14 protein-coding genes are annotated in these 16,064 nt (G+C 64.6%); 6 read left to right on the top strand and 8 right to left on the bottom strand.

Annotated features, from left to right (window positions below; genetic code table 11):
- Nucleotides 1-16 precede the first annotated feature (16 nt).
- The 3 genes from ABIC09_RS17150 to ABIC09_RS17140 all read right to left on the bottom strand — a co-directional run bounded on the left by ABIC09_RS17150 (nucleotide 17) and on the right by ABIC09_RS17140 (nucleotide 1,929).
- Nucleotides 17-517 carry a GcrA family cell cycle regulator gene (locus tag ABIC09_RS17150; protein ID WP_354032707.1) on the bottom strand — a complete coding sequence of 167 codons (501 nt, stop codon included), beginning with the start codon at nucleotides 515-517 and terminating at the stop codon, nucleotides 17-19.
- Between the two features lie 72 nt (nucleotides 518-589).
- Nucleotides 590-787, bottom strand: a complete 198-nt coding sequence (locus tag ABIC09_RS17145; protein WP_007603456.1) for a hypothetical protein — start codon at nucleotides 785-787, stop codon at nucleotides 590-592.
- 200 nt (nucleotides 788-987) lie between these two features.
- On the bottom strand, nucleotides 988-1,929 hold the full coding sequence (locus tag ABIC09_RS17140) for an acetamidase/formamidase family protein (RefSeq protein ID WP_354109980.1): 942 nt from the start codon (nucleotides 1,927-1,929) through the stop codon (nucleotides 988-990).
- A 198-nt stretch (nucleotides 1,930-2,127) separates the two neighbouring features.
- On the opposite strand from ABIC09_RS17140, the gene ABIC09_RS17135 reads away from it, so the two are divergent.
- From ABIC09_RS17135 to ABIC09_RS17120, 4 genes are read left to right on the top strand one after another with little or no spacing between them, the layout of a single operon-like run.
- On the top strand, nucleotides 2,128-2,895 hold the full coding sequence (locus ABIC09_RS17135) for a YdcF family protein (protein ID WP_354032709.1): 768 nt from the start codon (nucleotides 2,128-2,130) through the stop codon (nucleotides 2,893-2,895).
- Between the two features lie 56 nt (nucleotides 2,896-2,951).
- A complete protein-coding gene (locus tag ABIC09_RS17130) occupies nucleotides 2,952-3,734 on the top strand; it encodes a DUF169 domain-containing protein (protein WP_354109979.1) in 783 nt (260 codons plus the stop codon).
- Between the two features lie 9 nt (nucleotides 3,735-3,743).
- Complete coding sequence (locus tag ABIC09_RS17125) at nucleotides 3,744-4,922, top strand: saccharopine dehydrogenase family protein (RefSeq protein WP_354032710.1); 1,179 nt, start codon at nucleotides 3,744-3,746, stop codon at nucleotides 4,920-4,922.
- A gap of 29 nt (nucleotides 4,923-4,951) precedes the next feature.
- Nucleotides 4,952-6,127: a saccharopine dehydrogenase family protein gene (locus ABIC09_RS17120; RefSeq protein ID WP_354032711.1), complete on the top strand. Its 1,176-nt coding sequence runs from the start codon at nucleotides 4,952-4,954 to the stop codon at nucleotides 6,125-6,127.
- A gap of 161 nt (nucleotides 6,128-6,288) precedes the next feature.
- Here ABIC09_RS17120 and ABIC09_RS17115 read toward each other — a convergent pair whose 3' ends face one another.
- Nucleotides 6,289-7,485 (bottom strand): FAD-dependent monooxygenase, encoded by a 1,197-nt coding sequence (locus tag ABIC09_RS17115; RefSeq protein WP_354109978.1) that lies wholly within the window; start codon nucleotides 7,483-7,485, stop codon nucleotides 6,289-6,291.
- 148 nt (nucleotides 7,486-7,633) lie between these two features.
- Between ABIC09_RS17115 and ABIC09_RS17110 the strand changes: the two genes are divergently transcribed.
- Nucleotides 7,634-8,110, top strand: a complete 477-nt coding sequence (locus ABIC09_RS17110) for a MarR family winged helix-turn-helix transcriptional regulator (protein WP_148753575.1) — start codon at nucleotides 7,634-7,636, stop codon at nucleotides 8,108-8,110.
- Here ABIC09_RS17110 and ABIC09_RS17105 read toward each other — a convergent pair.
- From ABIC09_RS17105 to ABIC09_RS17095, 3 genes are all read right to left on the bottom strand, one after another.
- The gene (locus ABIC09_RS17105; RefSeq protein WP_354109977.1) at nucleotides 8,079-9,335 is read right to left on the bottom strand and encodes an O-antigen ligase family protein; all 1,257 of its coding nucleotides are present in this window, start codon (nucleotides 9,333-9,335) and stop codon (nucleotides 8,079-8,081) included. The genes ABIC09_RS17110 and ABIC09_RS17105 overlap by 32 nt on opposite strands.
- 178 nt (nucleotides 9,336-9,513) lie before the next feature.
- Nucleotides 9,514-11,061 carry an undecaprenyl-phosphate glucose phosphotransferase gene (locus tag ABIC09_RS17100; protein WP_354032714.1) on the bottom strand — a complete coding sequence of 516 codons (1,548 nt, stop codon included), beginning with the start codon at nucleotides 11,059-11,061 and terminating at the stop codon, nucleotides 9,514-9,516.
- Between the two features lie 119 nt (nucleotides 11,062-11,180).
- On the bottom strand, nucleotides 11,181-12,314 hold the full coding sequence (locus tag ABIC09_RS17095; protein ID WP_148753578.1) for a glycosyltransferase family 4 protein: 1,134 nt from the start codon (nucleotides 12,312-12,314) through the stop codon (nucleotides 11,181-11,183).
- Nucleotides 12,315-12,516: 202 nt separating this feature from the next.
- On the opposite strand from ABIC09_RS17095, the gene ABIC09_RS17090 reads away from it, so the two are divergent.
- On the top strand, nucleotides 12,517-14,763 hold the full coding sequence (locus tag ABIC09_RS17090; protein ID WP_354032715.1) for a GumC family protein: 2,247 nt from the start codon (nucleotides 12,517-12,519) through the stop codon (nucleotides 14,761-14,763).
- Between the two features lie 21 nt (nucleotides 14,764-14,784).
- Here the strand turns inward: ABIC09_RS17090 and ABIC09_RS17085 are convergent, their stop codons facing one another.
- Nucleotides 14,785-15,966: a GNAT family N-acetyltransferase gene (locus ABIC09_RS17085; protein ID WP_354032716.1), complete on the bottom strand. Its 1,182-nt coding sequence runs from the start codon at nucleotides 15,964-15,966 to the stop codon at nucleotides 14,785-14,787.
- Nucleotides 15,967-16,064: the final 98 nt, after the last annotated feature.

Here is a 16,064-nt window from a genome sequence, read left to right as displayed (position 1 = left end):
AGGGGGACGGCGGGCTTCAGCCGCGCATGACACGCCCACGCGAGTTTGGCCGGTAGGCGAGGCGGCTGTGGCCGGTGCAATAGGACTGTCCGTCGTGCGCGGCGTTGCCGCAGAAGCAGAAATCCTCGGCGCCGGGCGTCGAGATCGGCCAGCGGCAACGGTTTTCGCCGAGCTCCATCAGCGAGCAGCGATTGGCCTCGTCGATCGGCCCGGTCGCGACAGGCCCATCCGCTTCGCCGTAGATCGTGGCGAGCATCTCAAATTGCAGCCGGGGCACCGCTTTTGGCGCGCGTGGGGCGCTAGGCCTGTTCTGATTCCTGTCTTGATTCCTATCCTGGAGCCTGCGTTCGTCGACCGAGCGGCCACGCGTGAGATTGAGGCGTGACAGCTTGCCGATCACGGCGTTGCGGCTGACGCCGATGTCGGCGGCGATCTCGCGGCAGGACAGGCCAGCCTCGAAGTGCTGCTTCAGAAGTTCGATGCGTTCGTTGGTCCAGGTTGGTGAGAGAACAGGCATTGTAACGGTCCCAGGTTGCGACAATCGACCAACCGCTCCTCGAGATCCGTCCGCTTCACGTTCGGCGTGCGCTCACGTCCTGCCATTGTCGCGAATCGACAAAAGCCCGTCCTTGATGGCGAGACGGATGCCTTCCTCGATCAATGTCCGCGCGACGCCGGGAACGCTGGTGCCGTGGGTGCCCTGTCTCACCAACTTCTCCAGGTAGGTGATGGTCGAGAGCGCCAAGGTTACGGGAATTCGGTCAGTCTCGGCTTTTTCGGTGGCCATGGCCCGAACGCTAGCCTCTTACTCGGGTACATAAAAGTAACGATTAAGACTCTATTTAGGTTCAGGGGCAGAAGTCAAATGCAGGCTGAGCCCATCGCTTAGCCCGTTGGAATCGCGAACGAAATCAGACGTGATTCAGCGCGCCGCCGGCATGTCCAGGCGGTGGGCGCGCGTGGAGTGGTCAGGAAGTGCCGGCGCGGTCAGCCGTGCACGATCGCCTTTTCGATCATGCAATGGATGCCCTTGGAGCCGTTGACGGCCTGGGTCACCCGCAGATCGGCCGCGAGACTGCACAGTGTATATGCGTCCTCGCGCGACAGGTTTCGCGTCTCGCCAAGCAGCACGATCATGTCGCGCAGCGCCCGCACCGCGCATTGGTCGAGGTCGGGGTCCATCGCCATGGTCATGTAGTGGGTCGTCGTCTCCGCGCGCGGATAGTCGAACCGCAAATCCTTGCGCAGCGTCAGCCGGAAGCGGCCCTGCAACGCCGTTTCGATCGCGGTGACGCAGACCTCGCCGTCGCCCTGCACGCCATGACCGTCACCGCAGGAGAACATCGCGCCCGGGACGAACACCGGCAGATACAACGTCGCGCCGGCGCCGAGCTCCTTGTTGTCGAGATTGCCGCCCATGGCGCGGGGAACGAGCGAGGAGATGCGGCCCCAGGCCGGCGGCGGCGAGACGCCCATCACGCCGAAGAATGGTTTTAGCGGCAGGTCGAGGCCCCACGGCATCCGGCCGACCATCCGCGACCGGTCCAGCGGGATGTTGAGGATTCGTGTCTCGTGGAAGTCGTCGGGCAGGGTGCCGGACAGCGGCTTGATCATGTTCCAGCCCCAGTCCTGGCGGAGCTGGACGTCGAGGATCTCGACTGCGAGCACATCGCCGGGCTCGGCGCCTTCGACCGCGATCGGGCCGGTCAGGATGTGGCCGGGAAGCATGCGCTCGTTGTTGGCATGAACCTCGAACATCTCCGGCGGAATGTGAAACTTGCTGCGGTCCGGCAGCATGTCCGGGCCGCCGCTGATGGTATCGACGGTCACCTCATCGCCGCTGGCGATGGTGAGGGCGGGCTTGAGCGCGGCTTCAAAGAAGCCCCAATGGCAGGTTTCGGGACTTGAATGCAGGTGATGATGGGTCATTTGCCGCGTCCAATCGGTTTCATCAGAACTTGTCGTGAGATCCTGTTATGCAGATCCTGTTATGCCCCGGCTTGACCCGGCAATCGATCCTCTCCCAAGAAGATTTCTGAATGGGCGGGCGGGTCAAGCCCGCGCACCACGATCATTTCAGCGAGGTTTCTCCTGTATTTCATTCTTTCCAAGACGTTTGGTGCCGCAGTGGTGCCGATCAATCTTCTGGTCGAGCTCGGGATCATCTCGGTCGTGCTGATGGCAACGCGCTTTGCCGGGCTCGGCCGGAAACTGGCCGCGACCACGCTGGTTCTGCTCGCGCTCGCCGCGTTTTCGCCGCTCGGCAATTTGCTGCTCTATCCGCTGGAGTCGCGCTTTCCCGCGTGGGATCCGTCGCGCGGTGTCCCCGACGGCATCGTCGTGCTGGGCGGCTCAGTCGATACCGATCTGTCGGCAGCACATCACACGCCGGTGGTCTCGCACGCGGCCGATCGCCTGCTTGCGCCCGCCGAGCTTGCGCGCCGCTACCCGAATGCGCGCATCGTCTTTACAGGGGGCTCTGGCAACCTGGTCGCAACGGGCGCCAGGGAAGCCGACTATTCTGCACCCATCCTGGAGAATACCGGCATACCCAGGGAACGCCTGATCCTGGAGCGCGAGTCACGCAACACGTACGAGAATGCGATCTTCACGAAGCGGTTGGTGGCGCCGAAGCCGGGCGAGCGCTGGCTGCTGGTGACCTCGGCCTATCACATGCCGCGTTCGGTCGGAATTTTCCGCACGGCTGGATTTGACGTCGAAGCCTATCCCGTGGACTGGCGGATGGGCGGACGCGACGATCTGTTCTCGTTCACCAATATCGGCGCGGATGGTCTCGGCCGGACCGATACGGCTATGCGCGAATGGATCGGGCTTGTGGCCTCCCGCCTCGTGGGCCGGACCAGCGAGTTGCTTCCCGGGCCGGCCAAGGACTAGAACAGGCCCGAGAGGCCCAACAAGAGGCGCCGGAATCGGCGCGCCGGGAGGATGCCATGCAGCAGCAAGCCGCTGATACGATCGATCTTGCCGGCCTGGTGGCCGATCTCAACAGCCTGCTGCGGCTGAAGACCACGGTGATCGGCATGAAGCTGTTCGCGCGTGCGGCGGACATGGAGGCGATCCCGAAGATCAGGCGGCCGAATGCGGTCCACACCACCGACCAGATCGTCAGCATGGCCTCGCGCCTGGGGTGGACCGTCGGCATTACCGGCGACGATCTCGTCGGCGCGCAGTGCCGCGCTGTGATCGGGCTCAGCCCGCAGGACGAGAAATGGCTTGCCGGCGAAAATTATGTCGGCGTCTGGCACGGCACCGCGGAGGATGCGCGCAAGCGCCAGGAGGCACTGGACGTGGTTCCGTTCGGGCAATATCAGGCGCTCGCGGTCAGTCCGCTTGCGAGCGGGCGGCTCGATCCGCCCGACATCTGCCTCGTTTACGCGACGCCCGGGCAGATGATCATCCTGATCAACGGGCTGCAATATACCGGCTACAAGAAGTTCGAATGGGGTGTGGTCGGCGAGACCGCTTGTGCGGATTCCTGGGGGCGGGCGCTCAAGAGCGGCGAGCCCAGCCTGTCCTTGCCATGCTATGCCGAACGGCGCTATGGCGGCGTGCCGGACGAGGAGATGCTGATGGCCTTGAAGCCTGCGCATCTCGCCAAGGCGATCGAGGGCATGAAGGCGCTGGCCAGGAACGGCCTGCGCTATCCGATTCCGCCCTATGGGATTCAAAGCGACGTCCGCGCCGGCATGGGCGTGAGTTACGCCAAGAAATAAAGGTCGACCATGAGCTCTGCGAAATTCGACATCGTCGTCTACGGTGCGACCGGTTTCACCGGTCAGCTCGTCGCTGAATATCTGACTAAGCATTATAAGAGCGACAAGACACTCAAATGGGCGATGGCGGGGCGCAGCCTTGGCAAGCTGAAATCGGTGCGCGATGCGATCGGCGCGCCTGGCAATACGCAGCTCATTGTCGCGGATGCATCGGATGCCGCCTCGCTGAAGGCGATGGCAGAGCAGACGATGTCGGTGATCACGACGGTCGGTCCGTATCAGCTCTACGGCGAGGAACTGCTCGCGGCCTGCGTCGCCACCGGCACGGATTATTTCGATCTCTGCGGTGAGCCGATCTGGATGCGGCAGATGATCGACAAGTACGAGGCGGCTGCAAAGGAAAGCGGCGCGCGCATCGTATTCTCCTGCGGCTTCGACTCCGTGCCGTTCGAGCTCGGTACGTTCTTCGTGCAGGAAGAGGCCAAACGCGTGTTCGGCGCACCGGCGTCGCGTGTAAAAGGCCGCGTGCGCGACATGCGCGGCACGCTGTCGGGCGGCACCGCGGCGAGCGCCAAGGCGACCTTCGATGCTGTCGCCAAGGACATCAGCCTCATTGCAATCCTGAACGACCCGTTCGCGCTGACGCCGGGCTTCACCGGTCCGAAGCAGCCGAAGGGCAACAGGTCGCTGCTCGAGGAGGATCTGCAATCCTGGGCCGCGCCGTTCATGATGGCGCTGATCAACACCCGCAACGTCCATCGCTCCAACATGCTGATGGGCTTTCCCTACGGTCAGGACTTCGTCTACGACGAGATGGTTCTGACAGGTCCCGGCGAGAAGGGCGAGGCCAACGCCAAGCGCGTGATGGCGGCCAACGCCGAGAAGACTGGCCCGAGCGCGCCGAAGCCGGGTGAGGGACCGTCGAAGGAAGAGCGCGAGAACGGGCTCTTCAATCTGCTTTATGTCGCGATCGCGCCCGACGGCCGCATGGTCCGCGCCGGTGTCACCGGCGACCGCGATCCCGGCTACGGCTCGACCTCGAAGATGATCTCCGAATGCGCCATCTGCATGCTGCGCGACGTGACCGATGTCGCCGCCGGCTTCTGGACCCCGGGCGCAGCGATGCAGGACAAGCTGATCAAGCGGCTGCGGGATAATGCGGGGCTGACGTTCGCAGTGGAAGCATAGGGTCTGCGATCCCCAAGGAGGCGTGATCCGTGTCCGCGAAGTTCGACATCGTCGTCTATGGCGCAACGGGATATACCGGCCAGCTCGTCGCTGAATATCTCGCCACGCACTACCTCGGTGAGGGGGCGCCGGCATGGGCGATGGCGGGGCGCAGCAGAGACAAGCTCGAATCCGTTCGCGACGCGATCGGCGCACCCGCGGACACACCGCTCATCGTTGCGGATGCCGCCGATCCTGCGTCGCTGCGGGCGATGGTCGGTCAGGCGAAGCTGGTCGTCACCACGGTCGGTCCGTACCAGCTTTATGGGTCCGACCTGCTTGCCGCCTGCGTTGCGTCGGGTACCGACTACATGGATCTCTGCGGCGAGCCGATCTGGCTGAAGCAGATGATCGACAAGCATGAAGCGGCCGCCAGGACGAGTGGCGCGCGCGTCATATTCTCCTGCGGCTTCGACTCAATCCCCTTTGAGCTCGGTACGTTCTTCGTGCAAGAGGAAGCCAGGCGCGTGTTCGGAGCGCCGGCGCCGCGCGTCAAAGGGCGCGTCCGCGACCTCAGCTGGAAGTTCTCCGGCGGCACCTCGGCGAGCGCGAGGGTCACCTTCGAGGCGGTTGCGCAGGACCTCAGCCTGGTCTCGATCCTCAAGGACCCGTTTGCATTGACGCCCGGCTTCGAAGGACCCAAGCAGCCGCGTGGCAACAAGCCGGTTTTCGAGGAGGACCTGCAATCCTGGTCCGCCCCGTTCGCGATGGCGACGCTCAACACGCGCAACGTCCATCGCTCCAACATGCTGATGGGATTCCCGTATGGCAGGGATTTCGTCTACGACGAGATGGTGCTGACGGGAGCGGGGGACGAAGGACAGGTCAACGCCAGGCGCGTCATGGCCGCCAACAGCGAAAAGACCGGCCCCGAGGCGCTCAAGCCCGGTGAGGGACCGTCGAAGGAAGAGCGCGACAACGGCCATTACGACCTGCTTTATGTCGCGATTGCGCCCGACGGCCGTCAGGTCCGCGCGGCCGTGAAGGGCGATCTCGATCCGGGCTATGCCTCAACGGCGAAGATGGTTTCCGAATGTGCGATCTGCCTGCTGCGCGACACGCCGGATGTTCCGGCCGGGCTCTGGACCCCAGGCGCAGCGATGCAGCACAAGCTGATCAAGCGCTTGCGGGAGCATGCGGGGCTGACGTTCGCGGTGGAGAAGTAGGTGCCTTCTTCGCCTCGCCCCGCTTGCGGGGAGAGGCCGACGCGCGGAACGCGCGGCGGGTGAGGGGGAGTCTCCGCGAGTCCAACTTTCACCGTTTTCGCGGAGGGCAGCCCCTCACCCCGACCCTCTCCCCGTAAGAACGGGGAGAGGGAGGAGGACTCCTACACCGCCCGCGCGTCGTACGCGTACATGAACTCCATGCTCTTCGATCCCAACGGCAACAGCCATTTCATCATCTGATTTCTCATCCAGGCGCCGGTGGCGCTGAATTCGCGCTTGCTGTTGCCGTTGCGGCGCGCCAGAGCAACGATCTTTTCCGCGCGCGGGCGTCGCTCGGCCTCGAAGGCCTGGAAGGTGGCGGTTAGCTCCTGGCCCTCCTGCATCAGACGGGCGAGCCGCATCGCATCTTCCAGCGCGAGCGAAGCGCCCTGGCCGGCATGGGGGCTGGTTGCATGCGCGGCATCGCCGATCAGCAGCGAGCGCTTGCGTGACCAGGTCGGCAAGGTTGCGACGTCGAGCGTGTCGGTGACCACGATGTTCTCGGCTGCCTTGATGATGGCGGGGATCGGATCGTGCCAGCCGTGATGGAAGCCGCGCAGATGCTGCTTCAGCGTCGCCGCGTCGAGCGCACGGAACATCGCGGCATCCATACCGTGCGCCGGCTGCGTGCTCCACCACATCACGCCGTCGCTCGGATCCGGGCTGCAATAGCCGTAGCCGAAGAAGCCGCTCTGCCCGAAGGTGGTCTCGACATGCCGGCCGATCGCGCGGCCGTCGAGCACGGCATGGGGCACGAAGCCGCCGAACCCGATCAGGCCGGTGTTGAACGGCGTTGGCCCGTCCGGCACCACCTGACGCCGCGTGATCGAATGCACGCCATCGGCGCCGATCAGGAAGTCGCCCTCGGCAGTAGTGCCGTCGGCGAAATAGGCGATGATCGGCTGGTCGCCGCGATCCTCGATCTTGATCAGGCGCTTGTCGAAATAGAGCGAGACACAGGCGCACCAGGCCTTGTCGATCAGCATCTCGTTCAGCGTGGCGCGGCAGACATTGACCGCCGGCTGGCCGAAGCGCCGAGCCATGTCGCGGTTGATCGAGCCGAGCCTTCGGCCTTCTTGCGAATAGAAGTCGAAGGACTCTGCGATCGAACCGCGGCTGATCAATTCGCCAGCGAGCCCGATCTCGTCCATGATTTGCATGCCATTCGGCGCGATCTGGAGACCGCCGCCGATGCCCTTCGAGTAGGGCCAGGCCTCATAGATCGCGGATTCGATGCCGGCGCGGCGCAGCAGGATCGCGGCTACGGGCCCGGCGATGCCGGCGCCGATGATCAGGGCCTTGCGGGGACGATGAGGCATTGGCTTGCTCCCGACGTTTCCGTGATGCTAGGAAAAATTACGGTCACTAAATCTCTTAGTGACTAAGATATATATCGACTAAGAGATGAGGTGAGCCTTGTCAAGGGCGAAGGCGCGCACGGCACTACTGGGAGAATTGGAAGAGGCGATGCGGCGGTCGTCCGCGCAGGGCGTGCTCTATGGGCAAGCCGTTGCAAACGTAGCCGGAATTGCCAACTCCGACCTCGAATGCATGGACATCCTCTATCTCGAGGGACGCGTGACCGCGGGTCGGCTTGCCGAGGTGACGGGGCTCACGACCGGCGCCATCACCGGCGTAGTCGACCGGCTCGAGAAGGCAGGCCTCGTGCGCCGCGAGCGGGACGAGGCCGATCGCCGCAAGGTTTACATCGCCGTCGTGCCGGAGACCGCCATGAAGATCGGCGAGCTCTATGTGCCGATGCAACAGGCGATGGAGAAGGTCTGGAACGCCTATTCCGACGAGGAACTGCGCCTGCTGCTGCGTTTCGCCAACGAGGGCTACAAGGGCGTGCTTGCGGCGACCGCTGCACTGAAGGGCCTGCTCGACACGCCGCCGGAGAAGCGGCCCGCGCTCAAGCTGAAGAAGCATCCTCGCCAGACTTGATCTTGTAGGCCTGTGCGGCCGCGATCATGCCCCACATCGCGCCGAGCATCATCCAGAAGTGCCGCCAGTGGTCGGTGTCGATCACGAAACTCTCGCCGACGGTGCCGACGAAGGCCGAGAACACCGCGAGATAAGCGCGCTGCCAGGGCACGCGGACGAAGACGTGGCGGAGGCCCGTGATGACGGTGGTGAAGACCAGCGCGGGATAGCACACGCCGGAGAGCCAGCCGCCGGACATGAAGGCGTTCAGATAGGAATTGTGGGTGTCCTCGGGAAAGAACCGGTGGAATTGTAAGGGACCGATGCCGAACGGCAGGTCGAGCGCCATCTCTGCGCCGAGGATGTGCCGGCCGAACCGGCCGAAGCGGCCTTCGTCATAGCTCTGGTCGAAGCTCGCGCGCTGCTTGAACATCTCAGCAATGGAATCGAACGACAGCAGCACCGCGATCAGCGCGAGACCCAGCACCACCGCGACGATGGCCATGATGATGATGCGCGAGCGCTGCGCATTGGTGCGGCTGGTCAGCACCATCAGCGCCAGCATGAAGGCCGAGGTCAGGACCAGCCCGCCCCAGGCGGCGCGGGAGAAGGCGAGCAGGATCGCCAGCGACATGATGCCGAAGGCGATGACGTTGCGGAACGCCTTGGCCAGCTTGTCCGAGACCACGCTCTGGAGCGCGAACAGCGCCGGCAGGATCAGGAAGGCGCCGAGCACGTTCGGGTCCTTGAAGGTGCCGCGTGCGCGCTCGTACAGCGTCAGGAGATCGTGGCCGCCCGGAACGAGGTTGAAGTAGCCGGCGATCGCCGAAAGCGATGCGATCATCGCGCCGACCACGAGGCCGCGGCGCAGCATGTCCAGGCGCGCCGCCGTGTCCTCGGAGGTCACCATGGCGAAGAACACCACGGTCACCGCCATGTACCACGAGGTCGCGATCCAGCTTGCGACCTCGGACTGGTCGAGCAGCGGGATCGCGCTGATGGTGTAGCCGACATTGAGCAGGACCAGAGCCAGCACCAGCGGCATCAGCACGAGCTTGAGCCGCAGGCCGGTGGCGAAGAAGGCGACGGTGGCGAGCAGCGTCGCGATCTCGTAGGGGCTCGGCTCGATGAAGACGATCGCGCCGGACGCACCGACCAGCCACACCAGCGCGCGCTGGAGGGCCAGCACGCCGGGCGCAGCGCGAACCGCTGCATTCATTTCCCCGGCTGTTGCCGCATACACCATCACACGCTCACGCTACTGGAAACACAATACTTCCGTCGTCATGCCCCGCCTTGTGCGCACTTGCGCACTGGGGCGGGGCATCCAGTACTCCGAGCTGTTCGTGGCAGTTTCCGCTGCCGGCGATTACTGGATCGCCCGGTCAAGCCGGGTGATGACAGTGGGGCTGGGGGACCACAACTCAATACGCGTTCTCGTTCTTGGTCAGCAGCGAGAGCGGCGTCTTCAGGAGAATGACGAGGTCGAACAGCACCGACCAGTTCTCGATGTAATAGAGGTCGAACTCGACGCGCTTCTGGATCTTCTCTTCGTTGTCGATCTCGCCGCGCCAGCCATTGATCTGGGCCCAGCCGGTGATGCCGGGCTTGACGCGATGGCGGGCGAAATAGCCATCGACGGCTTCGTCGAACAGGCGGCTCTGCAGCTTGCCCTGTACCGCATGCGGACGCGGGCCAACCAGGGAGAGATTGCCGGAGAACACCACGTTGAAGAGCTGCGGCAGCTCGTCGAGGCTGGTCTTGCGAATGAAGCGGCCGACGCGGGTGACGCGCGGGTCGTTCTTGGTCACGACCTTTGATGCGGTCGGGTCGGCCTGGTGGTGATACATCGAGCGGAACTTGTAGACGTCGATGCGCTCGTTGTTGAAGCCGAACCGCTTCTGGCGGAACAGGACCGGGCCGGGGCTATCGAGCCTCACGGCCAACGCCACCAGCGCCATCACGGGAAGTGCGGCGAGCAGCGCGAGGCTGCCGACGATGCGGTCGAACAGCCACTTCATCACCAGATCCCAGTCGGTGATCGGCGCCTCGAACACGTCGAGCGTCGGCACCTCGCCGAGATAGGAATAGGAGCGGGGTCGGAAGCGCAGCTTGTTGGTGTGCGCGGAGAGGCGGATGTCGACCGGCAACACCCAGAGCTTCTTCAGCATCTCCAGGATTCGCGTCTCCGCCGAGATCGGCAGCGCGAACAGCACCAGATCGACCCGGGTACGGCGGGCGAATTCGACGATGTCGTCGACCTTGCCGAGCTTGTGCGCGCCGGCGCAGGTATCGAGCGCGCGGCTGTCGTTGCGGTCGTCGAACACGCCGAGCACGTGGATGTCGGAATCCTCCTGCGCCTTCAGCGCCTCGACCAGCTGCTCGCCGTTGCTGTCCGAGCCGACGATGATGGTGCGGCGATCGAGCCGGCCCTGGCGCGCCCAGCTGCGCACCAGCGAACGCAGGACCAGGCGTTCGGCAACCAGCGCCGCAAGGCCAAGGAAGTAGAACGCGGCAAGCCACAGCCGCGACATGTCGCTGCCGAACTTGGCGAAAAAGGAGATACCGATGAACAGCAGGAAGACGAACGACCAGGACGAGATCATCCGCGTCATCTGTCGAAGCTGGCCGCGGAACAGCTGCACCTGATAGATGTCGGCGGCCTGGAAGCAGACCACGGCGGCGAGCGCGACGGCTATGATCTCTGCGGGATAGACCCAGCTGAAGCCGACGAGCGGCATGACGTATGCGACATACACGGCGATGCCGATCACGCTCAGCAGCGCGAAATCGATGGCGCGCGCAAAGCCGGTGATCACGATCGGCGAATAGGCGCGTGCGACCTTCTGGTTCACGACATCGAGTGCGGCCGGCGTCAGGCGGCGGCGTCGCTCGACAAACGGCTGGTCAGCCGGCTTGGCCGCGGCGCTGGTTGCGGCATCGAGCATCGAGCGTGCGTTGAGCGGTTCCACAGGCGTCCACGTCCATTCCAACGACCCGCGGGCGCGGCTTTGCATCCCCGGGCAAGCATCCCCTGGCACCTCGATTATCGGACAAATCGGAAGATTCTCTAAAGCGGCCTTAATGATGGTTAATGATTTGCAAATGCGTCGCGGTAACCTGCGATCACGCCGTCAACCATCGCCTGCTGGGAGAAATGCGTCGAGATCCGCTCGCGGAGCGACACTGCGCGTTGGGCGGTTCCCTGCGGATTATCGAGCGCGGTCGCGATCGCCTCGGCCATGGCTTCGGCGTTGCTCGTCGCGAACAGGGCCGGGCTCTCCGGCCCGAAGATCTCGGGGATGCCGCCGACGCGCGCTGCGATCATGGGGACGCCGGCCGCGCCCGCCTCGATCACGACATAAGGCATGGAATCGCCGCGCGAGGGAACGACCAACAGGCGCCCCTTGGAAAAGCCGTAGCGCGCCTTGACGTGGCCGGTGAAGCGGATCGCGTCCGCCAGGCCGAGCCGCCCGACCTGCGCTTTCAACGTCGCCGTCTCCTCGCCGTCGCCGCCGAGCGTCAGCGTGACCCTTTTGCCGTTCTCGTGCAGCCGCGCCACTGCGTCGACCAGGAGGTCGGCGCCCTTGATGTGCCTGAATTCGCCGACATAGGCGAGGTCGGTGGCATCGTCGGCGATAACGACGGGCTCGAACTCCTCTGGCGTCACGCCGTTGAAGACGCAATGCACGACGCCCTTGGGCGTGCCGACGATGCGCTGGTAGGTGTCGCGGGCAAAGGCGCTTTCGAACAGGAACAAATCCGTCGCATCCATCAGCGTACGCTCGAGCCGCGCGTAGAACTCGCCCTTCAGGGTATTGAGCGGATAGTGCAGCGAGCCGCCATGCGGGGTGTAGATGCGGATGGTGTCGTCCGCGCGGCGCCGCATGCGCACGAAGGCGCCGGCCTTGGCACCGTGGCCGTGCAGGACGTCCGGCTTGAGCGTGGCGATCAGGCGGCGCATGCGCAGCCAAACCAGGAAATCCTCCGGCGAGGGTTCGCGGCGGATCGCCAGCCGATGCACGCCGAGCTTCAGCCGCGGCGCGAGTTCAGCCAGCGCCTTGTCCGCACGTTCGCCGCCGGTCAGGCCGTCGGCGAGAATCCCGACAAGATGACCGCGATCGACCTGGCCGTTGGCGAGGTCAAGGATGTGCCGGAAGATGCCGCCGACGGGCGCACGTACGGCGTGAAGGATGCGAAGCGGCTGGTCGGGAGAGGGGGGCATGATCAAAGCCAGCGCTCGACGGCGAATGCCGAACAATGTTCTCGAAATATCGAGATGGATTAAGGGGCCTCGTGGTTAACAAACGGTGACGAGCGCGCGTGCGTGGCTCGCGAGACGTGGCGATTAACCCAGCGGCAACCTTAATGGAGTGTAATCGGCCCCATTGAGGTACATGTGTGGCGTTGCCCTGCGGGAGTGTTCGATGCGTTTAGCGTTCTGGCGTGCCGGCAAGGACAAGGCCGTCATCGAGCGGGCCGTTTCGAAGGCCAAGCTTGAGGCTAAGCCTGAGACCAAGCCCAGAGTTGAAGCTCGGCCCGCGCCGGCCGTTGCGCAGCCGGCATCAGCCGAATCTGGTGACATCGATCTGCACGCGCTTGGCGCCGCGCTTGCGCGCAAGCGCGGCTGGATCATCGTGCCGACGATGCTGGCTCTCGTCGCCTCCGTCGCGATCGTCAATCTCATCACGCCGCGCTACAAATCCGAGTCGCGCATCCTGATCGACGGCCGCGAGAACGTGTTCCTGCGCCCGAGCAGCGACCGCAGCACCGAGGAGCGGCAGGCGCTCGACCCCGAGGCCGTCACCAGCCAGGTGCAGCTCGTGCTGTCGCGCGACCTCGCGCGTGAGATCATCAAGAAGAACAAGCTTGCAGAGCGCCCCGAGTTCGACCCGGTGCTGCAAGGCGTCTCCCCGCTGAAGTCGCTCGCGGCGCTGGTCGGCATCGGCCGCGATCCGTTTTCGATGACGCCGGAAGAGCGCGTGCTCGACGCCTATTACGATCGCCTCCAGGCCTACTCCGTCGACAAGTCGCGCGTCATCGTGGTCGAATTCCAGTCGCAGGATCCCGAGCTGGCGGTGCGCGTCGCCAATTCGATCGCGGATGGCTATCTCGTGCTCCAGCAAAATGCGCGCCAGGATCAGGCCCGCAACGCCAGCCAGTGGCTTTCGGGCGAGATCGAGAACCTGCGCAAGAAGGTCTCCGACGCCGAAGCCAAGGTCGAGGACTTCCGCTCCAAATCGTCGCTGTTCGTCGGCACCAACAACACCACGCTGTCGAACCAGCAGATGGGCGAGGTCAACACCCAGCTCAACAATGCACGCTCGATGAGGGCTGACGCAGAGTCCAGGGCTCGGCTGATCAAGGAGATGCTGCAGAGCGGCAAGCCGATCGAGGCCTCCGAGGTGGTGAACTCCGAGCTGATGCGGCGGTTGTCGGAGCAGCGGGTGACGCTGCGTGCTCAGCTCGCCGAACAGTCGTCTACGCTGCTCGGCAATCACCCGCGGATCAAGGAATTGAAGGCGCAGCTCGGCGACCTCGACAATCAGATCCGTGACGAGGCGGCCAAGATCTCGCGCTCGCTCGAAAGCGACGCGCGGATCGCCGGCGGCCGGGTCGACGGCCTGACCGCGAGCCTCGAGCAGCTCAAGAAGCAGGCGACCTCGACCAACGGTCAGGATGTTCAGCTGCGTGCGCTCGAGCGTGAAGCCAAGGCGCAACGCGACCTGCTCGAGACCTATCTTGGAAAATACCGCGAGGCCAGCACTCGCGAGAGCATCGATTCCGCGCCGGCGGAAGGCCGCATCATCTCGCGCGCCATCGTCTCAAACACGCCCGCCTATCCGAAGAAGCTGCCGATCGTGCTGATCGCGACGCTGGCAACACTGCTGCTCTCGTCAGGTCTCGTGGTCACCGGTGAGCTTCTGCGCCAGACCGCGCCGCGCGCCCTTGCTGCGCTCCCGCGGTCTGTGGCTCGCCAGGAGCCGGTCGTCGATGCGCCGGTCGTCGATGCGGTCGAGATCGAGCCGGCCCCGCTTCAGCCAACGATGACGGCCAATGCCGATGTCAGCGAGTTTGCAGAGATCGGGCAACTGGCCGAAAGCCTGATTGCTGCAGGGACGGGTGCGAAGAAGATCACCGTGCTCGGCACCGCTTCGGGCGATGCCATCACGCTGTCGACCCTGACGCTCGCCCGCCATCTTGCGCGCGGCGCGCGCGTCGTCGTGGTCGATCTCGCCGCGTCCTCGCCGACGATTGCTGCGGTGTCGGTCGATCCGACGGCGCCCGGTCTTGCGGAATTGATGCAAGGGCAGGTCTCGTTTGCGCAGGTCATCACGCGCGACAAGCTCTCGCGGCTGCACCTGGTCATGGCTGGCCGTCCCGGCTTCGATCGCAGCCTGCTTCAGTCGCCGCGGGTGACGCTCGCGATCGATGCCCTGCTGCGCGCCTACGACCACGTGCTCGTTGACGCCGGCAGTGCCGAAGACTTGCCTGCAGAGCTGCTGACGGCGAATGCTCGCGCCGTCGTGGTGCCCGATGTCTCGATGGAGGCGGATGCACGCGTGCTGATGTGCGAGCAGCTCAAGGCCGTCGGCTTCAGCGAAGTGACGATGCTGAGCCGGCCGGTGCAGCCGTCGGAAGGGATGGAAGGACCGCGCGTGGTGGCGGCGTAAGGAGAGGGAGCGCTTCGGTGCCTAACCGAACGCTTGCCGCAGCCGTCGCACCAGCTCGAACAGCATCTGGTTCTGCTTGACCAGGCGCTTGCCGTGGTTGAGTGAGGACATCGCCATCGCCGCGAGCTTGCCGCGCGAGGTCAAGGGCACGAAGCTGTCAAAAATGTCCTCGTCGTCCTTGCAGAACATGCGCTTGTAGTCGTCCGTGCCGATACCGAGGTCGAGCGAGCGATAGCCGCGCTCGGCGTAGCGGTCGATGATGTAGCGCATCAGGATCAGACCCGGGCTGTAGCGGGCGTGCTCCGACATCGTGTAGGTGTTGAACATCATCGAGAAGCGCTGGCCGTCGGCGACGCCGGCGAAGATCGCGATCACCTCGTCGCCGCATTCGAGCGCATGGATGTCGATGACACGGCCTTCGCCGCGCGGCGCGAGGCAGGCGCTGCGGATGAACTGTTCGACGCCCGGCTCGGCAAAGACGTTCGGCAGCTTCTGCTCGGCCATCCGTACCGGCTTGAGCCGGAAGAACCAGTCGAGCAGGCGGGTGACGTCCGCGTCCGTCGTCGCAAGGTGGTAGCGATAGCCGGCGAGCGCCTGTAGTTTCTTCTCCTTGCTCTTCAGCCGGCGGCGGAAGGAGTTGCTGATCCGGGATGCCGGCGGGCCGCCCGGCTCCATCGCAAGCAGCGGGCAGCCATTGATCGCGCTCTGCTGCGGCAGCATGGCAAACGGGTTTTGCTGGTCGTGCCAGCGCTTCGGCTGCCGTCTCAGCGCGAGCACGTCGACCTGGTCATGCAAAGGCGCGAACAGTACGTCGAGATCGGCGGTGACAGCCTGTGCTGCGAACTCAGCGTTCCACAGCGCCATGTTGAAGGTCGTGTGCTTGCCGCCCATGAAGCAGGCCGTGCGCACACCGTGACCCTGGCGTAGCGCGAGGGGGAGCAGCGCGAGCGGTGTCTGCCCGGCGTCGCGGGCGATCACGACGAAGGGACGGGCGCCTTCGCGTTCCCCGACCGATCGTTGCCACGAGCCCAGGAGATCGAACCGCTGATAGGGCGTGAAGAGATGACCGGGCTCCTCGAGGGCGCGCCAGACCGCCTCAGCCTCTGCAATATCGCTGATGAGGTCGACATGCGCGATACGGCTCGCTTTCGACCGCGCTGGCGATTCTGCCGTCCGGCTTTGCATCGCCGCAGCCATGGTCATCCGCGAAACCTGTCGAGAAAACGAAAAATGCGTATTTCGGCCTGTGGCCGACCTTTGCAAATAAATGTCAACAAAGGGTAATGACAATAGCTGAGGGA

This window comes from Bradyrhizobium sp. S3.12.5 (assembly GCF_040548225.1).
Classification (GTDB): domain Bacteria; phylum Pseudomonadota; class Alphaproteobacteria; order Rhizobiales; family Xanthobacteraceae; genus Bradyrhizobium; species Bradyrhizobium cytisi.
Note: the sequence above shows the minus strand (reverse complement) of the source record. Positions and strands in the feature narration are given on the sequence as shown.

Excerpts from the sequence above, each read along its gene's own strand:
- ABIC09_RS17115 (WP_354109978.1), bottom strand. The coding sequence starts at position 7,485 with ATGCCTCATCGTCCCCGCAAGGCCCTGATCATCGGCGCCGGCATCGCC.
- ABIC09_RS17125 (WP_354032710.1), top strand. The coding sequence starts at position 3,744 with ATGAGCTCTGCGAAATTCGACATCGTCGTCTACGGTGCGACCGGTTTC.
- ABIC09_RS17140 (WP_354109980.1), bottom strand. The coding sequence starts at position 1,929 with ATGACCCATCATCACCTGCATTCAAGTCCCGAAACCTGCCATTGGGGC.
- ABIC09_RS17145 (WP_007603456.1), bottom strand. The coding sequence starts at position 787 with ATGGCCACCGAAAAAGCCGAGACTGACCGAATTCCCGTAACCTTGGCG.
- ABIC09_RS17085 (WP_354032716.1), bottom strand. The coding sequence starts at position 15,966 with ATGACCATGGCTGCGGCGATGCAAAGCCGGACGGCAGAATCGCCAGCG.
- ABIC09_RS17130 (WP_354109979.1), top strand. The coding sequence starts at position 2,952 with ATGCAGCAGCAAGCCGCTGATACGATCGATCTTGCCGGCCTGGTGGCC.
- ABIC09_RS17095 (WP_148753578.1), bottom strand. The coding sequence starts at position 12,314 with ATGCCCCCCTCTCCCGACCAGCCGCTTCGCATCCTTCACGCCGTACGT.
- ABIC09_RS17090 (WP_354032715.1), top strand. The coding sequence starts at position 12,517 with ATGCGTTTAGCGTTCTGGCGTGCCGGCAAGGACAAGGCCGTCATCGAG.
- ABIC09_RS17110 (WP_148753575.1), top strand. The coding sequence starts at position 7,634 with ATGCGGCGGTCGTCCGCGCAGGGCGTGCTCTATGGGCAAGCCGTTGCA.
- ABIC09_RS17150 (WP_354032707.1), bottom strand. The coding sequence starts at position 517 with ATGCCTGTTCTCTCACCAACCTGGACCAACGAACGCATCGAACTTCTG.
- ABIC09_RS17105 (WP_354109977.1), bottom strand. The coding sequence starts at position 9,335 with ATGGTGTATGCGGCAACAGCCGGGGAAATGAATGCAGCGGTTCGCGCT.